The organism is Streptomyces sp. NPDC059874 (assembly GCF_042731135.1).
Classification (GTDB): Bacteria; Actinomycetota; Actinomycetes; order Streptomycetales; family Streptomycetaceae; genus Streptomyces.
Window position 1 is genome coordinate 37,020 of the sequence record NZ_JBHWJY010000056.1, and the last position, 18,648, is coordinate 55,667.

Genomic DNA, 18,648 nt, shown 5'->3' on the forward strand with positions numbered 1-18,648 from the left:
GGGTCGGATGCGGCGGAGCCTCGCCTGCGTCAGCAGAGGTAGGGCAGCATGAGCCGCAGAACGTGGGCGGCGTTCCGGGCCGCGAGTTCGTGGTGTGTGTGTCCCTTTTCTTCGTCCGCGTTGTCGGACACCCCTCGAATGACAATCCAGCCGGGGTTCGTCTCGTCGTGGACGGAATTCTCCTGCCAGTACTGGCTCAGGCCGCCCGCTTCCATGTCCACTGCCAGTACCTTCTCGTTGTAGTGCGCGAGGTAGTGGCGGATGTCGCTGTCGCGGTCGGCGATGACTGCTTCGCCGGAGCCGATCAGCCCCGGGTACACCTCGTATTCCTGTGAGGTCGGCGAGGAGGGCTGGCCGTGGATACGGGCAGGGGTGCCGTGTTCGGCGAAGAAGGCGTTCACCGCGTGAACCACCGGGGCTGGGGCCTGGCGGTGTTCGCCGCGCCTTCGGACGTCACCGAGGGGATTGATTTTACGGTTCTCGTAGTAGACCACTTCGGTCGAGACGATGACGTTGCCGATGCGAGCGTGCTCGTTGTGAACTCCTCCTCCCACGCCCACGAGGGCCCACACTCGGGGGGCGTAGTTGCGTCGCAGATTCTCCAGCGCGGCCATGGTCGACCGTTGGCCCTGGCTCTGGGTCTGGGTGGCGACGATGCGGATAGTGGAGTCCGAAGTGGCGTGTTCTCCTCGGTAGAAGTAGAGGCCGCCCGGTTCCTTGTGCCGTTCGAGCTTCAACTCATCTTTCAGGGAGCGTAGTTCCTCGCTAAGGATGGTGACGATGCCGATGTCCCACCTGCCCTGTGCCGCAGGTGCCGCGTGGCCGGCGGCCGGTGTGCCGGCTCGCTCTGCGGCGGGCGTCGTGATGACGCGGGCGTGGCTGCCCACGGCGTTGTTGCTGATCGTGTTGCCGTTCCCGTGAGCGCTGATGCCTCGGTTGGTGTTCACTGAGCTCCTCCGTCGCTGGGGTTGTCGGTTCCCGCCGCGCGGTCCGAGGGGGCGCCGACTTGGGCCGCGTCGCCCACGGCGTTGTTGCTGATGGTGTTGTTGTCGCCGAAGTTGAAGATCCCACTGTTGATGATCTTGAGCGCTCGATTGTTGAACTCTGACGCGTCCACGTCCTTGGTCAGCAGGAAGTCCCCTGCGGCGCGGAGCAGACGTTGTTCGATCGTCTTCATCCGGCCCAAGATGTCGGTCTTCTCCAGCTGCACCTTGGACCACGCCTGGGCCGACTGCTCCCGGATGCTCACGCGACTGCCGATGAGGACGTTCCGGATGGGCGCCGTGGTGAGATCAGGAGGGAGAACGGTGGCCTTGATCAGGGCGTGGAGGTAGCGGATGACCCGCCATGAGCGTTGGACCTGCCGGGGGAGTTCTGAGAGTTCTCGGAAGGCGGCCCATATGACTGCGAACGGACCGTGCTGACCGAACTCGGCCGTGCGCTGAAAGGATCTCGGTGTGTGTGCGAGCACGCACGCCGCCGTCGAGATGATCAGGGTCCGTCCCCGCACGCTGACGTGGAGCAGTACCGTCGCGACGTACTCCGCTCCCTCCAGAGGCGTGGTGACCTCCAGGAAGTGGTGTCCTCGCGATCCTGGTGCGTTGATGATTTCCCGCAGATCGGGGTCGGTGAGCTTCCGGGGGAGGAGGGAGCGGTCGGCCGCCACGTCCGTCTCGGAGACGTAGACCCGATCCCTGACCTGGGCGGGCAGGCGGACCTCATGGCTGTCGGTGTTCAGCAGGTGGACCGCTTCGCGCAGGTGCTCGACGAGCTCGTGGGCCTGGAACGGGGGTACGGGATGCTCGCGCTCGTGCAGAGGGGCGTCATCGTCGTCCCCAGGGCGCAGGAGTTGGACGCTCATGGGCGGGTTCCACTGGTAGACGATCTCTCCCGCGCCGATGAACGGTGACTCCCTTCCGAAGAGGGTGAACACGGTCGCGTCGTCGTCGCCCGCTTCCCTGTCCTGGCTGTGCCGGGGTCGGCGGTACACGGTGTGTATGTCCCTCTGCTGGACATCGGCCACCCGCTGCCGACGGGACAGCCGGGCGGGGCGCAGGGTCGGTGCCCGGAGGATTCGGTTGAGTTGCAGTTGACGCGTGGCACCGACTGCAAGGCACACGAGGGCGATGCCCGCCCCGATGCGAAGGGCTGTGGCGGCGTGATGGGGATGGGTGAGCGCGATCGTGAGGCCGGTCGCTGTCAGGCCGAGAGTGATGCCCCCGACCCGTCGCAGTGCCTGTGACTTCTCCGTTTTCCTTCGCGGGAGGATCCGCTGGAGGCGGCGCCGATGGCGGTGCTGTCGTTCCCTGCCCCGGCGTTCGGGTTTCCGGTCGGTCCGGGGCTCGCGGTCGCCCCGGTGCACGAGCAGGGCCAGGCGGAGCAGCCACAGGAGGGCAAGTCCGCATGCTACGAGGGCACTTGTGGGGAGGGCGCCTGTGACGGCCGGGACGAGTATCGACCCCAGCAGCGTGACATGAAGGACGGCCGTGAGATTGGCGGCCCGCCATGCGTGGCGCATGACGGGGACGATGTCGAAGCCGTAGGACGGCGCGACCCTGCGGTGCGGCGATGTGCAGACCTTGTCGATCACGAGGTCGCGGAACCGTTCGTCCGCGTAGGTGCCCGCGCACAAGTGCCTCGTCGCGGCGGTGAGTTCGCCGCATAAATCCTTTGCGGACGATAAGGGGGGAGCGGACATGCCCTGCCCTCGCTTCCTGAGGTTAAGGTCTGTGCGACCATAAGTCGCGAGGGGGTTCAAGTCAATGTGACCTTTAGGGGATTGCGTGGATGACTGGCTGAAGGAGTCCGATGAGGTGGAGGCTTCGTGGGTGACGGTCGACCTGGCGATCTTCACGTTGCGGGGCGCCCGGTTGATGGTGCTCCTGATCGACCGGGGGCTCGAGCCCTTCCTCGGCAGGCCCGCGCTTCCCGGCGGGTACGTCCAGAAGGGCGAGACCCTGCGGGAAGGGGCGCTGCGCGAGCTCTGGGAGGAAGCCGGGATCGACGGGAGTCTGCTGCACCTGGAACAGCTGGGTGCTTACGGTGATCCCGGACGCGATCCGCGCGGGCGCGTGGTCACCGTCGCATATCTGGCCCTGGGGCCCGACCTGCCCGTGCCCGTGGGGGGCACTGACGCGGAGCGCGCGTATTGGGCATCAGTGGAAGAACTCGACCGGGACGGGCCGAGGTTGGCGTTCGATCATTCCGAGATCCTCGCCGAAGCCTTGGAGGAGGTGCGCCGCAAACTCGAGTACACGCCGGTCGCCACGGCTTTCTGCGCCTCGGAGTTCACCCTCAGCGAGTTGCGCACGGTCTACGAAGTGGTGTGGGGGCAGCCGCTGGACCCCAGTAACTTCCGGCGCAAGGTACTGGGGACCGCCGGATTCGTGGAACCCACTGGTGGGCAGCGGATGCCGGCGACGGGGCGCCCGGCGGCGCTCTACCGCCGAGGGGGCGCATGGATTCTGAGCCCGCCGTTGCTGCGGGCCGGTGGGCAGGTTGTGTAGGGGGTGGGTCAGGCGAGGGTCAGGGGGAGGGTCTTCAGGCCGCGGGTGAGGCGGGTTCGGCGCCAGGTCAGGGAGTCCGCGGGGACGGCCAGGCGGGTGTTCGGGAAGCGGGTCAGCAGGGAGGGCGGTTTCCGCCTCGGCGCGGGCCAGGGGAGCGCCCGGGCAGCGGTGGATGCCGTGGCCGAAGGAGAGGTGGGCGCCGGCGTCGCGGTCGAGGTCCAGGTGGATCGGGTCGGGGAACGTCGAGGGGTCGCGGTTCGCGGCTCCGGGGGCGATGAGGACCGGGAAGCCGCCGGGATGTCGATGCCGCCGATGCTCAGGTCCTCCGTGCTGTGACGGAAGGTGGCCACGCTCACCGGGGAGTCGAAGCGGAGCAGTTCGTCGAGGGCGCCGGGGATCAGGTCCGGGTCCCGGCGCAGGCGGTCGAACGCCCCGGGTGTCGCAGCAGGGCCAGGACGGCGTTGCCGATGAAGTGGGTGGTGGTCTCGTGCCCGGCGACCAGGAGGAGGGCGGCCAGGGAGACCGTCTCGTCCCGGTCGAGGTCCCCTTCGGCACAGTCACGGAGGAACGAATGGAGCGGGCCGTCGCCGGGGGTGGCGCGGGCCGTGTCGATCAGGTGGGTCAGGTAGTCGCCGATGTGGTGTGACGCGGCGTCGATGTGGGCGGTGTCGGTCGCGTCGAAGAGGTCGTGGGACCGGGCGGCGAGGGTGGCGCGGTCGGCTTCGGGGACGCCCAGCAGTTCGCAGACGACGGTGACGGGGAGGGGGACCGCCAGGTGCGCCACCAGGTCGATGTCGGTGCCCGGTCGCCACGTGGAGACGAGGTCGTCGACGATCCGGGTGACGCACGGGCGCAGTTCGCTGACGCGGCCGGTCGTGAACAGCCTGGTTGCCACCCGCCGTTGATGGGTGTGCTCCGGCGGGTCGCTCGACAGCATGTTGTGGGAGATCGCCGGGTGCAGGTCGCGGTTCGAGGGCCGGCCGGCGAAGAAGCGCGCCGTGTCCTTGGACAGGCGGGGGTCGGTGAACGCCTCGCGGGCCTCGGGGTGGCCGGTGATCAGGTACGCGTGGTGTCCGCCGGAGCCGGTGGGGATGCGCCTGACCGGGCAGCCTTCGCGCAGCCGGTCGTAGGTGGGGTAGGGGTCGGCGAAGAAGCGCGGGTCGCGCAGGGGATCCTGCCGCGGGGCGGTCACGAGGCCGGCCCACGTTCTGCTGCTTTACCAGCGTGCTTCATTTTCATCCTGGAGTGGGTGGCGATTCTGGAGCAGGTTGCCCTTGGTGGAGCCCTGGAGGAGCGGCTCGTGCGGCCGCACAGGTGTCAGGGCAGTCGGAGGGCGAAGGTCAGGCGGTCCTCGCGGGCGTAGAGGCGTTTGGCGGCCGGGTCGGCTACCAAGGTGTGGGCCGTCGACGGGTAGCGCCACAGGGGTTGGTGGGTGCGGGTGTCGACGGCCCGCAGGCCGGTCTTGTCCATGTAGAGGACGAGGTTGCCGCATACCGCGGGGGCCACGTCGCCGTTGGGGAGGGCGTCTGGTACGGGGGGTTCCGACCAGAGGGCCGTGCCCGTGCGGGCGTCGACGGCGACCAGGCTGCGGCCGCCTTCCACGGTGTAGACCACGCCGTCCGCTACGGCGGGGATGCCGTAGCGGCGGTAGCCGTTCGGCTTCTTGCCCATGTCGCGGCCCTCGCCGAACGACCAGGCCGTTGTGCCGTCGGTGAGGCGGAGGGCCTGCAGGCTCTCGGAGCCGAAGTAGACGTGGTTCTCGTCCGTGGCCAGCTGGTAGGGCAGGGCTTCCTTGATGACCGGGAGGCCCTGTGTCTGCCAAAGTTCCTTGCCGGTGGCCGTGTCGTGGACGGCGAACGAGACGGAGTCGTTGAGCGCCGAGCGGCGGCACAGGAGCAGGCCGGTCTTCACGAGCTTGCCGCGGGTGATGACGGGCCCCGGTGACCGCTCGAACGGGGCCATCGCCTGCTGACGCCACAACTCGCGGCCGGTTTTGAGGTTCGCGGCGACGAGGAACCACTGGGCGTCGGCGGCCGACTTGGCGAACAGGTACGCCGTGTTCCCCTCCACGCACAGGAGTTGGGTGGCGTCGGGGGTGCCGTCGAACGCGACGAGGGTCAAGGCGGGCGGACTCTTCTTGCCGGACGGCTGGGGGACGGTCTCGATCGCGAGGGGCTTGACCTTGTCGTCGGAGGCTGGTCTGCGCAGTGCGTAGAGGGTCTTGCCGTCGGTGGCCACGGACGACGGGGCCTTGCCATAGCCTCCGTCCCACAGGTCCTTGCCCGTCGCCGGGTCGAGGCCGGATACCGTCAGTCTCGAGAGCAGAACGAGTTCGTTGCCGACACGCAGGGGTGCGGCGTCCGGTCCGGGGTCCTCCAGCGGCTTCTTCCACAGCTGGGCGGGCGGTTGGCCGAGGGAGGGCTTGTGGTCGGGGGTGCCGCCGTCCCGGGTGGTCAGCCAGGTCCACAGGCCGCCGCCCGTGGCGAGTGCCGCGGTTCCGGTGATCGCGAGGAGTTTGCGGCGTGACAGGCTGCGCGGCGCCGGCTTCGACGGCTCCGTCGCGGGGGCCGGCAGGCGGGGTGGGGGGTCCTGCCAGACCGCCGTGGTGCGGCGGGAGATGTCCGCCAGTAGGGGGAGCGGGAGGAGGTCCGCGAAGACACCCGGGGTGGACGCCAGGAGGTCCGCCACTGCGGCCGTCGAGGGGCGTGGGGACGGGTCCTTGGACAGGCAGCGGGTGAGGAGGGGGAGCAGGGGCGGCGGGACGTTGGTGAGGTCGGGGTCCGCGTAGCGGACGCGGTAGAGGAGGTCGGCCGGTTGGCCGCTGCCGAACGGGCCGTGTCCGGAGGACGCGAAGACCAGTACCGAAGCGAGTGCGAACACATCGCTCGGTGGGGTGTGCTCTACGCCGGAGGCCTGCTCGGGGGACATGTAGGCGGGCGTGCCCGCCGCGGTGCCGGTGCTGGTGAGCCGCTCGTCGCCGAGGGCGCGCGCGATGCCGAAGTCGATGAGCTTGGGGCCGGCCGCCGTGAGCATGATGTTGGACGGCTTGAGGTCGCGGTGGACGATGTCGGACCGGTGGAGCTGGGTGAGGGCCCGGGCGAGGTCCGCGCCCAGGGCGCGGACGCACGCCTCGGGGAGGGGGCCGCTGAGGCGGACCGCCTCGTCCAGCTGGGGGCCGAGGACGTACTCGGTGGCCAGCCAGGGAGTGGTGCCCAGCGGATCGGCGCCGAACACGCGGGCCCCGTAGCGGTCGCCGATGATGCGCGCCGCGTCCGATTCGAGTCGGAAGCGGGTGCGGAAGGTGGTGTCGGCGGAGGTCGCGATGCGGGCGTGCACGGTCTTGAGCGCGACCGTACGCCCGCCCGCCGAGCGGGCCAGGTAGACCGTGCCCATGCCGCCGCTGCCGAGCCGGGCGAGCAGTCGGTAGCCCCCGAGGTGCGTCGGATCGTCGTGGGTGAGGGCCGTGAAGGGGGTGGTGGGGTGCATCGGGGTCAGTGCGCCTTCTGGGTCGACACCGCGAACGGCTGCTGTGGAGCCGGGAGTTCTGCCGCAAGGAGCGCGCCCGACTGCGCGGCGAGGGCCGCCACCACCCGGCCGGGCAGGGGCAGGGAGCCGGCGTGGTCGAGGACCGTCGCGGCCGGGGCGAGGACCATCGTGGCCGGCAGGCGTGGATCGAGTGCCGGTCCCGGGTGCTCCGCCGGGGTCGCGAGCTCGCGCAGCAGGTCCCGCGCCGACCCCGGCCGGTCCGCGGGGTCGCGGGCCAGGCACGCGGCCGTCAGTCGGCGCAGCCCCGGCGGTAGTTCGCTCTGTTCCGGCACGGTGTGGCCGGTCGCCGCGTAGGCGAGGACGGCGCCGAGGGCGTAGATGTCCCCGGCCGGGCCGGGGGGCGCGCCCGCCGACTGTTCCGGGGGCAGGCAGCCCGGGTCGTGCCCGGTGTGCTCCGCCCTCGTGGCACCGAGGCACGTCAGCAGTGGCCCGGCCGGCGTGACCAGCACCGCGGCCGGGGACAGGCCGGCGTGCGTCACCCCGTGGGCGTGGGCCGCGGCCAGTGTCTGCGCGAGCGCCGTGCCCAGGCGGCGTACGGTCTCCTCGGGCAGCGGGCCGCCGTACGCCGCGAGTACGGAGGGGAGCGGCAGCGCGGGTGTGTACGGGGCCGTGTACCAGGGGGAGCCGGCCGAGCCGCCGACCTCCGCGATCGTCAGGAACCCGGGTACGGACAGCCGCCGGGCGCCCTCGGCCTCGATCGCCCACCGGGACGGATCGGCGCCGATCCGGGGCACGCAGACCAGGGCGGTGCGCTCCCCGTCGATGGTGCGGGCGAGGTAGCGGCGTTCGGGGACGGAGCGCCCGAGGTCGGAGTCCGCGTCGAGCCGTGCGAGGGTCACGTACGGCCCGATCCGCGTCGGGTCGTCGTGGCGTAGGCGTTCCATGCGCGCGCCCTCCCGGGTACTCGGTCTCGTCCGGCCCCGAGCCTAAGCGGTGATCGTGCGGAGACCCGGAACGGGGTCAGGCGATGGTCGGCATCGCCGTGAGCTTCCCGTCGTTGACCAGGAAGACGCGGTTGCCGACGCCGGACATGCCCCATGGTCCGCGGGACTTCGCCGACCAGGTCCACAGCCGTTCGCCGTCCGCGGTGGAGTAGGCCGAGACTCCTTGTCCGTCCGCCTCCACCGCCCAGAGCGCGCCGCCCTGTACGACGAGGGGAGTGGGCGGGAGGGGGCCCCGTACGGCGCGGCCGTTCAGCGGGAGTTGCCTGCCGTCGAGGGTGAAGGCGGACAGGGTCGTCCCGCTCGCGGCGATCACCATGTCGCCGTGCAGCTTCGGGGCGCCCCAGCTCGCGCCGTTCTGCGGAGGGTCGGCCTTCCACGCCTCCTTGCCGCCGGGGAAGGTGAGGGCCGTCAGCGTGCGGCCGCCCAGGAAGGCGGTGTGGCTGGTGCGGCCGGAATCCTTGCGCTGTACGACGGTCGGTTGGATGGCGGCGCCGGACTTCCCCTGCCCCTGGATGGTCCACATGTCGAGCCCGCTGGTCGTCGAGAACGCCCGCACCACGCCGTCGTCGCCGAAGAGGACGAGCACCATTCCTCCTACGGCGGCCCGGGGACCGGCGCCCCGTACGGCGGACGGCGGCAGCGGCACCGTCCAGCGGATCGACTGCATCTTCAGGTTCACCGCGCGCAGTTCGCCGTCCCGGGTCACGACGTAGAGGTTCTCGTCGAGCTCGCCGTCCATGTCCTTGGTCAGGAAACGGCCGACGTCGGCGTCCGGCAGTGACCACTTGAGCTTGCCGGTGGAGGCGTCGAGGACCCGGAGCGCACCGGAGGTGTCGGCGGCCGCGACCAGTTGTTCGGTCAGGGGATGCAGGCCGGCGGTCGGGGCGATGTCGGGCAGTCGCCACTTCTCCTTGCCGTTGCGGGTGAAGTGGGCCGCCAGGCCCCCGTCCTTGGCGGCGAACATGACCACGTCGCGCAGGGACAGGGGGGTGGGGACCACCCCGTCCACCGGCTTCGCCGCCACCGGCAGCGGCCCCCACAGGGGTTTGGGAGCCTTGCCGGGCTGTACGGCGGAACGGGCGAGCGGCTCCGCGCCGCCGGCCAGCCCCGACTCGACGGGCGTACGGGCCTCCTCGCGCAGCAGCCACCAGGCCCCGGCGCCACCGGTGGCCGCCACCACAGCGCCCGCGGCGAGCGAGGCCCGCAGCAGCCGCCTGCGGGACGGTCCCGATTCGGGCTCGGCGCCGACGAGCGTGGCCTGGCGCTCGGCCTCGGCGCCGCGGCGGGCGATGTCCTTGGCGAGCGGGCCCGTACGCCAGATCCGGTCGGCCCCGTGCGGTGGGGCGAGGACGCCCGCGATCCGCTCGGGGGTCGGGCGGTGGGTCGGGTCCTTGGCGAGGCAGGGGGCTATGAGGTGGCGCAACTCGGCGGGCACGTCGTCGAGTCGGGGCTCCCCGTGCACCACCTCGTACTGGACCGCCGCGACGTGCGTGCCGTCGAAGGTGCGCAGGCCGGTGGCCGCGTAGGCCAGTACGGCGCCGAGCGAGAAGACGTCCGCGGCGGGCCCGACCCGCCGGCCGAGCACCTGCTCGGGAGCCCCGTACCCGGGGGTGACCGGCACCTGGCCCGTGGTGGTGAGCGTCATCCCGTGTTCGGGGCGGGCGATGCCGAAGTCGATGACGCGCGGGCCCGTGGCGGTGAGCACGATGTTCGGCGGCTTCAGGTCGCGGTGCACCAGCCCCGCCGCGTGGATGTCGCGCAGGGTGGCGGCGAGGGAGGCGCCGAGCGCGCGGACGCCGTCGACGCCGATGGGCCCGTACGCGCGGACGGCGTCGTCGAGGGTGGGCCCGGACAGGAACTCGGTCGCGATCCAGGGCCGGCTGTCGTCGTCGTCGATCTGCGCGTCCAGGACGCGGGCGACGCCGCCGCTGGTCACCGCCTGCGCGGTGTGCGCCTCGCGCAGGAAGCGCTGGGCCAGGTGCCGGTCGTGCGCGAGTTCCGGCAGCAGCACCTTCACCGCGGCGGTCCGGCCGGCGCCGTCCCGGCCGAAGTAGACCTTGCCCATGCCGCCCGCGCCGAGCACGCCGAGGATGCGGTACGGGCCGAGCCGGATGGGATCTCCGACGCCGAGGGGTTCCATGGGGTGCTGCTTCCTGTCGTGTTCGGGCGGGGCCGCGTCAGCGTTCGACGGGCAGGCCGGTCTGTTCCTTGATGCGCTTCATGATGATCTGCGAATTGACCTCGGTGACACCGGAGAGGGCCGTCAACTTCTCGATCCAGAGGCGTTCGTACGCCCGCAGGTCCGCGACGGCGATGCGCAGGAGGCAGCCGGGGCTGCCGAAGAGGCGGTAGGCCTCGATCACGTCGGGGATGTCCTGGAGGGCCGCCTCGAAGGCCTCGACGGCCTCGCGGTCGCGGCGCACCTCGACGGAGACGAGCACCTCGAAGCCGCGGCCCACCGCCTCGGGGGAGATCACGGCGCGGTAGCCCTGGATCACCCCGTCCTGTTCGAGCTGGCGCACGCGGCGCATGCAGGGGGAGGGGGTGAGGCCCACGCGCTGGGCGAGCTCCTGGTTGCTGAGCCGACCGTCGGCCTGGAGCTCGCGCAAGATATCTCGATCGATGGCGTCCATGGCGCAATTATCCACCACCCAATGTTTCAGGACTGGCTGAAGACGCAATCACATTGCGCGTAGATCGCTCTATCATTGCTGCTTTGGGTACAAATGTGCGGACGTTTTCGAGGTTCGAGGGAAGGGCGGCCAACGGCCATGGGACGGATCGTCGTCATCAGCACCGGCGGAACGATAGCCAGCCGCTGGCAGGGTTCCGGATTCGCGGCGGACGCGGACGGGAACGAGGTCATCGCCACCGCGCCGCTGCCCGAGGGCATCACCGTCGAGGTGGTGGACCTGTTCAGCGTGAACAGCCCCCGGCTCACCACCGCCCACCAGCTGACCCTGCTGCACACCGTGCACGAGGTGCTCGCGGACCCCGGCGTGGACGGCATCGTCGTCACGCACGGGACCGACACCCTGGAGGAGTCGGCGCTCCTCGTCGACCTCCACCACCACGACGCGCGCTCCGTCGTGTTCACCGGCTCGCAGCGGCCCATGGGCACCGCGGACGGAGACGGCCCGGAGAACCTCTACGACGCCCTGCTCACCGCCGCCAATACGCGCGGGCTCGGCGTGCTGATCGCCTTCGCGGGGCGGGTGCATGCCGCGCGGGGCACGGTGAAGACCCAGGCGGTGGCGCTGGACGCGTTCGCCGACCCGTCGAAGGAACTGCTCGGGAAGATCGGCTTCGGCAAGGTCACCATCCTGCGCACGCCGCAGCGGCCGGAGGCCCTGCCGTTGCCGGCGATGCCGGAACTGCCGCCGCGCGTGGACGTGGTGGTGCACCACGCCGACGGGGACGCCGTGCTGCTGAACGCCGCCATCGCGGCGGGGGCGCGGGGTGTCGTCCTGGTGGGGACCGGGGCGGGCAACGCGACGCCGGAGATCGTGGACGCGGTGCGGGACGCCGTCGCGGGCGGGGTGCTCGTCGCGCTGACCACGCGGGTGATGGCCGGGCCGGTCACCGAGATCTACACGCAGGGGGGCGCGGTGGACCTCGTCGCGGCCGGAGCCGTCCCGACGGGGACCCTGCGGGCCGGGCAGGCGCGGATCGCGGTGCTGTCCGCGCTGCTTGCCTCCGGCGAGTGGGCCGAGCAGGACCGGGTTCTGCGGCGTGCGCTGGGTGCGGGTGAGCCGGTGCTGGTCGAGGCGTAGCCCTGCGGGCCGGCTCCTGGGGCTCCGCCCCGGACCCCGCGCCTCAAACGCCGGCGGGGCTGGATTTGGCCGGCGTCAGCCTGCAAGTGCGCGCGGCGCAACTTTGATTTGAGCCGACACCCCCAGCCCCTCCGGCGTTTGAGGAGCGGGGTCTGGGGCGGAGCCCCAGCGGAGGCGCCGCAGACGCAGGAAATCCCAGCCTCGCCGGCGATCGAGGCGCCGGGCGCGGGGCGTGGGGTGGAGCCACGGCGGCGGCGCAGACGGTGGATGCCCCAGCCCCGCCGGCGTTTGAGGCGCAGGGGGGGGCGGGGTGAGTGTCAGGCGTGGCCGAAGGCTGTCAGGAGGCGGTCCGCTGCTGAGGTGGGGGTTACCGTGCCCGCGCGGACGGCCGCTTCGAGGCCCGGGGCCAGGTCCCGGACGGCTGGGTCGGCGCGGAGGCGTTCCAGGAGTTCCTCGCGGACCATCGACCAGGTCCACTCCACCTGCTGCGCGGCCCGCTTCGCCGCCAGGCGGCCCCCCGCGTCCAGCAAGGTGCGGTGTTGCTCCAGCCGGCTCCAGACCTCGTCCAGGCCGGCCGATTCGCGGGCGCTGCACGTCAGGACCGGCGGGGTCCAGGCCGCGTCGGCGGGGTGCATCAGGCGCAGGGCGCCCGCCAGTTCGCGGGCGGCGGCCTTCGCGTCGCGCTCGTGCGGGCCGTCCGCCTTGTTCACGGCCAGGACGTCGGCCAGTTCCAGGACGCCCTTCTTGATGCCCTGGAGCTGGTCTCCCGTACGGGCCAGGGAGAGCAGGAGGAAGGAGTCGACCATGCCCGCGACCGTGGTTTCCGACTGGCCGACGCCGACCGTCTCGACGAGGACCACGTCGTAGCCCGCCGCCTCCATCACGATCATGGATTCGCGGGTGGCCTTCGCGACTCCGCCGAGGGTTCCGGCGGAGGGGGACGGGCGGACGAAGGCCGCCGGGTCGACGGAGAGGCGTTCCATCCTCGTCTTGTCGCCGAGGATGGAGCCGCCGGTGCGCGTGGAGGAGGGGTCGACGGCCAGGACCGCCACCCGGTGGCCCAGCCCCGTCAGCATCGTGCCGAACGCGTCGATGAACGTGGACTTGCCCACGCCCGGCACCCCGCTGATGCCGATCCGGCGCGCGTTGCCGGCGTACGGCAGGAGCTCCGTCAACAGGCGCTGCGCCAGCACCCGGTGAGCGGGCAGGGTGGACTCGACGAGGGTGATGGCGCGCGCGATGAACGCGCGCTTCCCGTCGAGCACCCCTTTCGCGTAGGCCTCGATGTCGATCTTCGGCACCGGCCCCCGCCTACAGCTCGTGGCCCAGATCCGCGGCGAGCCGCGTCACCAGGTCGTGGGCCGCGTCCGGGATGACCGTTCCGGGCGGGAAGACGGCCGTCGCGCCCATCTCCAGGAGGGTGGGGACATCGGCCGGCGGGATGACTCCACCGACGACGATCATGATGTCCTCACGGCCCTCTTCCGCCAACTGCTCGCGCAGCGCCGGTACGAGGGTCAGGTGGCCGGCCGCCAGGGAGGAGACGCCCACGACGTGCACGTCGGCCTCCACGGCCTGACGGGCCACCTCCGCCGGGGTCTGGAACAGCGGGCCGACGTCCACGTCGAAGCCCAGGTCGGCGAAGGCGGTCGCGATCACCTTCTGGCCGCGGTCGTGCCCGTCCTGGCCCATCTTGGCGACCAGGATGCGCGGACGACGGCCCTCCGCCTCCTCGAACCGGTCGACGAGGGTACGGGTGCGCTCCACGGACGGGGACTCGCCTGCTTCGGTTCGGTACACACCCGAGATCGTACGGATCTGGCTCGCGTGCCGCCCGTACACCTTCTCCAGTGCGTCCGAGATCTCACCCACCGTCGCCTTGGCGCGGGCCGCGTTCACGGCGAGGGCGAGCAGGTTGCCTTCGAGGCCCTGGCCGGCGCCGCGCTCGGCGGCGTTCGTGAGGGCCTGCAGGGCGTCCTGCGTGGCACGCTCGTCGCGCTCCTCGCGCAGCCGCCGCAGCTTGGCGATCTGCTGGCTGCGCACCGAGGAGTTGTCGACCTTGAGGACGTCGATCTGCTCGTCGTTGGCGACGCGGTACTTGTTGACGCCGATGACGGGCTGCCGGCCCGAGTCGATACGGGCCTGCGTACGGGCCGCCGCCTCCTCGACGCGGAGCTTCGGGATGCCCGCGTCGATGGCCTGCGCCATGCCGCCGGCCGCCTCGACCTCCTCGATGTGCTGCCAGGCGCGGCGCGCGAGGTCGTACGTGAGCTTCTCGACGTAGGCGCTGCCGCCCCACGGGTCGATGGACCGGCAGGTGCCCGACTCCTGCTGGAGCAGGAGCTGGGTGTTGCGGGCGATGCGCGCCGAGAAGTCCGTCGGGAGGGCGAGGGCCTCGTCGAGGGCGTTGGTGTGCAGGGACTGCGTGTGGCCCTGGGTCGCGGCCATCGCCTCGATGCACGTGCGCGTGACGTTGTTGAAGACGTCCTGCGCCGTCAACGACCAGCCCGAGGTCTGCGAATGGGTGCGCAGCGAGAGCGACTTGGCGTTCTTCGGGTCGAACTGCTTCACCAGCCGCGCCCACAACAGGCGGGCGGCGCGCAGCTTGGCGACCTCCATGAAGAAGTTCATGCCGATCGCCCAGAAGAACGACAGGCGGGGCGCGAACGCGTCCACGTCCATCCCGGCGCCCTGACCGGCCCGCAGGTACTCCACGCCGTCGGCGAGGGTGTACGCGAGCTCCAGGTCGGCCGTGGCCCCGGCCTCCTGGATGTGGTAGCCGGAGATGGAGATCGAGTTGTACCGGGGCATCTTCTGCGAGGTGAACGAGAAGATGTCGGAGATGATCCGCATCGAGGGCTTGGGCGGGTAGATGTAGGTGTTGCGGACCATGAACTCTTTGAGGATGTCGTTCTGGATGGTCCCCGCGAGCTTGTCCGGCGAGACGCCCTGCTCCTCCGCCGCCACGATGTAGAGGGCGAGGACCGGCAGCACCGCGCCGTTCATCGTCATCGACACCGACATCTTGTCGAGGGGGATCCCGTCGAACAGCTGCCGCATGTCGTAGATCGAGTCGATCGCCACGCCCGCCATGCCGACGTCACCGGTCACCCGGGGGTGGTCGCTGTCGTAGCCGCGGTGCGTGGGCAGGTCGAAGGCCACCGACAGGCCCTTCTGGCCGGAGGCCAGGTTGCGCCGGTAGAAGGCGTTCGACTCCTCGGCCGTGGAGAAGCCGGCGTACTGCCGGATCGTCCAGGGCTGGTTGACGTACATCGTCGGGTACGGGCCGCGCAGGTACGGGGCCACGCCCGGGTACGTGTGCAGGAAGTCCAGGCCCTCCAGGTCCCGCCCGGTGTACAGCGGCTTGACGCCGATGCCCTCGGGGGTCTCCCACAGCAGGTCGCCGGGGGCGTGGCCGGTGGACTCCTTGACCGCGGCACGCCATTGGTCCTCGGAGGCGGCGGCGAATCCCGAGCCGAGCGCGAGCTCGGAGAAATCGGGGATGCTCAAGAGTCGACTCCCATCCGGTCGAGTACGGAGGACAGCACGGCGACCGCGTCGCAGCCGGCGAAGACGTACGCGTCCACGGCCGCCTCGGCGGTACCCGGCTTGCCCGCGAGGTACACGGTCGTGGCGCCCGCCGCGCGCAGGGCGGCGGCCACCGCCTCGGCCTGCTCCTCGTACAGCGCGTCGCTGGAGCACAGCACGGCCATGCCGTCCGCGCCGCTCGCGGCGTACGCCTCGGCGGCCGTCTCCGGGTCGACGGAGACCGGGTCGTGAACCGGCTCGACGCCGCCCGCCTGGAACAGGTTCGAGGCGAAGGTGGCGCGGGCGGTGTGCGCGGCCGCGGGGCCGAGCGCGGCGAGGAAGATCCTCGGCCGGGCGCCGGTCGCCGCCAGGTGTGCGTCGCTGCGGGCGCGCAGGGCCTCGTAGGCCTCGTCGCGCCGTACGCGGGGCAGCCCGCCGGTGGGTCCCGCGGGCGCGGGCTCCCGTACGACCGGCTTCTCCGACAGCAGCGGGAACTCGCTGACCCCGGTGATCGGCTCGCGGCGCTTGGCCAGCTTCTTGGAACGCTCGGCCCAGGTGGCGGCGAGGCGGTCGGCGACCAGCCCGGAGCGCAGGGCGGCGGCCTGGCCGCCGGCCTTCTCCAGGGTCTGGAAGAACGCCCAGGCCGCGTGGGCGAGTTCGTCGGTGAGCCGCTCCACGTAGTAGGAGCCGCCGGCCGGGTCGATGACGCGGGCCAGGTGCGACTCCTCCAACAGGATGGTGGAGGTGTTGCGGGCGATGCGGCGCGCGAAGGCGTCCGGCAGGCCCAGCTCGTGGTCGAAGGGGAGCACGGTGACCGAGTCCGCGCCGCCCACGCCCGCCGCCATGCAGGCCACGGTGGTGCGGAGCATGTTCACCCAGGGGTCGCGGCGGGTCATCATCACCGGCGAGGTCACCACGTGCTGGCGCTGCGCTCCGGCGGCCGGGGCCCCCGAGGCCTCGGCGACACGGGCCCACAGGCGGCGGGCCGCGCGCAGCTTGCAGATGGTGAGGAACTGGTCGGCGGTGGCGGCGTAGCGGAACTCCAGCTGCCCGAGGGCCGCGTCGACGCTCAGCCCGCCGTCGGTGAGGGCGCGCAGGTACGCGACGCCGGTCGCCAGGGACAGCCCCAGCTCCTGGGCGGCGCTGCCGCCGGCCTCGTGGTACGGCAGGGCGTCCACGGTCAGGGCGCGCACACCGGGGTGGTCGGCGGCGACCGACTTGGCCACCTCGACGGCGTCCGCGAGGTCGAGGGCCTCGCCGGTCCGGGCCTCGTGGCCGAGGGGGTCGGCGCCGAGGCTCGCCCGGACGGCTGCGGGGTCGATCTCGCGCTCGGCGCACAGGGTGATGAACGCCCTTGCCGCGTCGGCGAATTCGGCCCCGGGGTCCAGGGAGACCGGTGCGAGGTCGAGGTAGACCCCGTCCAGGGCGCGGGCGAGTCCGTCGACCGGGAGACCGCCCCGGCCGACGGTCAGCCAGAGGGAGGTGACCCCGTTCTCCAGGTCGGCGAGCACCGCCTCGTTGACCCGTACCGGATCGGTGCCGAGGTGGCGCTGGCGCACGTCCCAGCCGCTCGCGGCGTTGCCCTCGGGGGTGCCGCCGCGGAGGAAGGGGGCGAATCCGGGGAAGCCGGATGCGTCGGCGTCACCGGCGTCACCGGCGTCGCCGGGTTCGGGCGCGGTGTACAGCGGGCGGGTGGTGAGCCCGTCCTGGAGCGTGGTGGACAACGCTTCTTCCGCGGCCTCGCCGGATACTTCCTTGCCCGACTTGCGCAGCACGCCTTCTACCAGGCGCTGCCACTGCTCATGCGTCGCGTCAGGGAACTCGGCGGCCAAGGAGAGCCCGTCGTCAGGCAGGACCGTCATGGCTCGAATGCTAGGGGGGTGTCTGTGAACGACCAATAACAACAGGATGTGATCTCGCACTCTCAATTGAGATGGGAGGGGTCACGAAAGAGCGGACCGAGCAGGACGGTCGCGGCCGCGCCGGGGAGTACGGCGGGCCCCGCGTGCGGGGACACGATGCGGGCGGGGCCGACGCCGACGCTGCCGTTGGTGCCGCCGGCGCCGCCGCTGCCGCCGCCGGTTCGGGAGGCGGCGGCAGCCGCGGCGCGGATCTCGTCCAGGTAGCCGTCGTGCAGCACGCTCGACAGTTCGGTGACCACCATGACGGCCGGGTTGAAGACGTCGAGGAGGACGGCCGCCGCTCCGCCGACGGCGCGGGCCCGCTCGCGCAGCAGCCGGTCCGCGCGGGGGTCGCCGGTCGCCGCCGCGTCCACGAGCAGGTTGACGGACGGCTCCGGGACGATGCCGCGGCGGACGGCTTCCGCGCCGAGCACGGTGTCGGAGGCGGTGGCCTGGAGGCAGCCGACGCGCCCGCAGGGGCAGACCGTTCGACTGCCGGGCACGGGGAGGTGGGCGACGTCCCCGGCCGCCGCGCCGGGGCCCTGGTGGACGGTGCCCTCGATGCCGAACGCCGCGTCGACGACATTGCCGATGAAGAGGTGCACGAGGCTGCGGCGGGCCTCGGGCCGGCCGAAGAGGATCTCGGCGTGGGCGACGGCCCGGGCGTGGTTGTCGACCGAGACGGGGAGACGCAGCCGCTCGGCGAGCTCGGCGCCGAGGGGGCGGTCCCGCCAGCCGAGGGCCTCGTGGCGGACCACGGTCCCGTCGCCGGGGCGGACCCAGCCGCCGAGGGCGACGCCGACGCCGAGGAGGGGGCGGCCGGTGTCGAACTCGCGGAGGAAGGCGGCGAGCCGGTCGGCGATGTCGGCCGGGTCGGGGCCGGGGCCGGGGGTGGGGGTGGGGGCTTGGTGGGGTGAGGTGCGGCGGGCGAGGAGCGTGCCGCGGAGGTCGACGAGGCTGAAGGTGGCCGCGGGCACGCCGATGTGCAGCCCGGCGGCGACGGGGCCGCCGACGGGGCCGGTGTGCAGGTCGAGCGGGATCCGCGGTCGTCCCGCGCCGGAGGCCGCCGGCCCGGGGAGCTCGCGCAGCAGGCCGCTGCGGAGCAGGCCGTTGGCCTGCCGGGACACGGCGGCGGGGCTGAGCCCGCACAGCGGGGCGATGGCGCTGCGCGCGACGGGCCCGTGCGCGAGGACCGTGCGCAGCACGGCGGCGGCATTCGCGGCGGCCCGACTGTCACCGGCCATGGGGGTCACGGGGGGCTCCTTGGGGTTGGGTCCCCGAATCATGCCGGGTCCCCTGCGGGGGGCTTGGCGGGGTTCCCTGGCGGGGGCTGCGTGTGGGGCCGGGGCCGGGGTGGGGTGTTGTCCGGGACTCATGATTTATGGCGCCCCAGCCGGACCCGTATGTGCGGGTGGGTGCCGCGCCACAAATCACGTTTTACGTCCCGGAC

12 protein-coding genes and 1 pseudogene are annotated in these 18,648 nt (G+C 72.0%); 2 read left to right on the plus strand and 11 right to left on the minus strand.

Annotated features, from left to right (window positions below; translation table 11 throughout):
* Window positions 1-29 precede the first annotated feature (29 nt).
* Both ACFV9H_RS27710 and ACFV9H_RS27715 read right to left on the minus strand, forming a co-directional pair.
* The gene (locus ACFV9H_RS27710; RefSeq protein WP_385403236.1) at window positions 30-947 is read right to left on the minus strand and encodes a hypothetical protein; all 918 of its coding nucleotides are present in this window, start codon (window positions 945-947) and stop codon (window positions 30-32) included.
* Window positions 944-2,698: a hypothetical protein gene (locus ACFV9H_RS27715; protein WP_385403238.1), complete on the minus strand. Its 1,755-nt coding sequence runs from the start codon at window positions 2,696-2,698 to the stop codon at window positions 944-946. The genes ACFV9H_RS27710 and ACFV9H_RS27715 overlap by 4 nt, the downstream gene beginning before the upstream one ends.
* 85 nt (window positions 2,699-2,783) lie before the next feature.
* Here ACFV9H_RS27715 and ACFV9H_RS27720 point away from each other — a divergent pair, with 85 nt between their 5' ends.
* Window positions 2,784-3,506 carry an NUDIX domain-containing protein gene (locus ACFV9H_RS27720; RefSeq protein WP_385403240.1) on the plus strand — a complete coding sequence of 241 codons (723 nt, stop codon included), beginning with the start codon at window positions 2,784-2,786 and terminating at the stop codon, window positions 3,504-3,506.
* 8 nt (window positions 3,507-3,514) lie between these two features.
* Here the strand turns inward: ACFV9H_RS27720 and ACFV9H_RS27725 are convergent.
* From ACFV9H_RS27725 to ACFV9H_RS27745, 5 genes and pseudogenes are all read right to left on the minus strand, one after another.
* Window positions 3,515-4,698, minus strand: a pseudogene (locus ACFV9H_RS27725) (cytochrome P450).
* A gap of 125 nt (window positions 4,699-4,823) precedes the next feature.
* A complete protein-coding gene (locus ACFV9H_RS27730; protein WP_385403242.1) occupies window positions 4,824-6,992 on the minus strand; it encodes a PQQ-binding-like beta-propeller repeat protein in 2,169 nt (722 codons plus the stop codon).
* Between the two features lie 5 nt (window positions 6,993-6,997).
* A complete protein-coding gene (locus ACFV9H_RS27735; protein ID WP_385403245.1) occupies window positions 6,998-7,936 on the minus strand; it encodes a serine/threonine protein kinase in 939 nt (312 codons plus the stop codon).
* Window positions 7,937-8,012: 76 nt separating this feature from the next.
* The gene (locus ACFV9H_RS27740) at window positions 8,013-10,136 is read right to left on the minus strand and encodes a PQQ-binding-like beta-propeller repeat protein (protein ID WP_385403247.1); all 2,124 of its coding nucleotides are present in this window, start codon (window positions 10,134-10,136) and stop codon (window positions 8,013-8,015) included.
* Window positions 10,137-10,173: 37 nt separating this feature from the next.
* Window positions 10,174-10,629: an Lrp/AsnC family transcriptional regulator gene (locus ACFV9H_RS27745; protein ID WP_385403249.1), complete on the minus strand. Its 456-nt coding sequence runs from the start codon at window positions 10,627-10,629 to the stop codon at window positions 10,174-10,176.
* A gap of 138 nt (window positions 10,630-10,767) precedes the next feature.
* On the opposite strand from ACFV9H_RS27745, the gene ACFV9H_RS27750 reads away from it, so the two are divergent.
* A complete protein-coding gene (locus ACFV9H_RS27750; RefSeq protein WP_385403251.1) occupies window positions 10,768-11,769 on the plus strand; it encodes an asparaginase in 1,002 nt (333 codons plus the stop codon).
* 317 nt (window positions 11,770-12,086) lie between these two features.
* Here ACFV9H_RS27750 and meaB read toward each other — a convergent pair whose 3' ends face one another.
* The 4 genes from meaB to ACFV9H_RS27770 all read right to left on the minus strand — a co-directional run bounded on the left by meaB (window position 12,087) and on the right by ACFV9H_RS27770 (window position 18,442).
* Window positions 12,087-13,070 (minus strand): methylmalonyl Co-A mutase-associated GTPase MeaB, encoded by a 984-nt coding sequence (gene meaB, locus ACFV9H_RS27755; protein WP_385403253.1) that lies wholly within the window; start codon window positions 13,068-13,070, stop codon window positions 12,087-12,089.
* A gap of 10 nt (window positions 13,071-13,080) precedes the next feature.
* On the minus strand, window positions 13,081-15,279 hold the full coding sequence (gene scpA, locus ACFV9H_RS27760) for a methylmalonyl-CoA mutase (RefSeq protein ID WP_385403255.1): 2,199 nt from the start codon (window positions 15,277-15,279) through the stop codon (window positions 13,081-13,083).
* Window positions 15,276-17,159 (minus strand): methylmalonyl-CoA mutase family protein, encoded by a 1,884-nt coding sequence (locus ACFV9H_RS27765; protein ID WP_385403258.1) that lies wholly within the window; start codon window positions 17,157-17,159, stop codon window positions 15,276-15,278. Before ACFV9H_RS27765 ends, scpA begins: the two co-directional genes overlap by 4 nt.
* Window positions 17,160-17,221: 62 nt before the next feature.
* On the minus strand, window positions 17,222-18,442 hold the full coding sequence (locus ACFV9H_RS27770) for an ROK family protein (RefSeq protein WP_385403261.1): 1,221 nt from the start codon (window positions 18,440-18,442) through the stop codon (window positions 17,222-17,224).
* Window positions 18,443-18,648 lie beyond the last annotated feature (206 nt).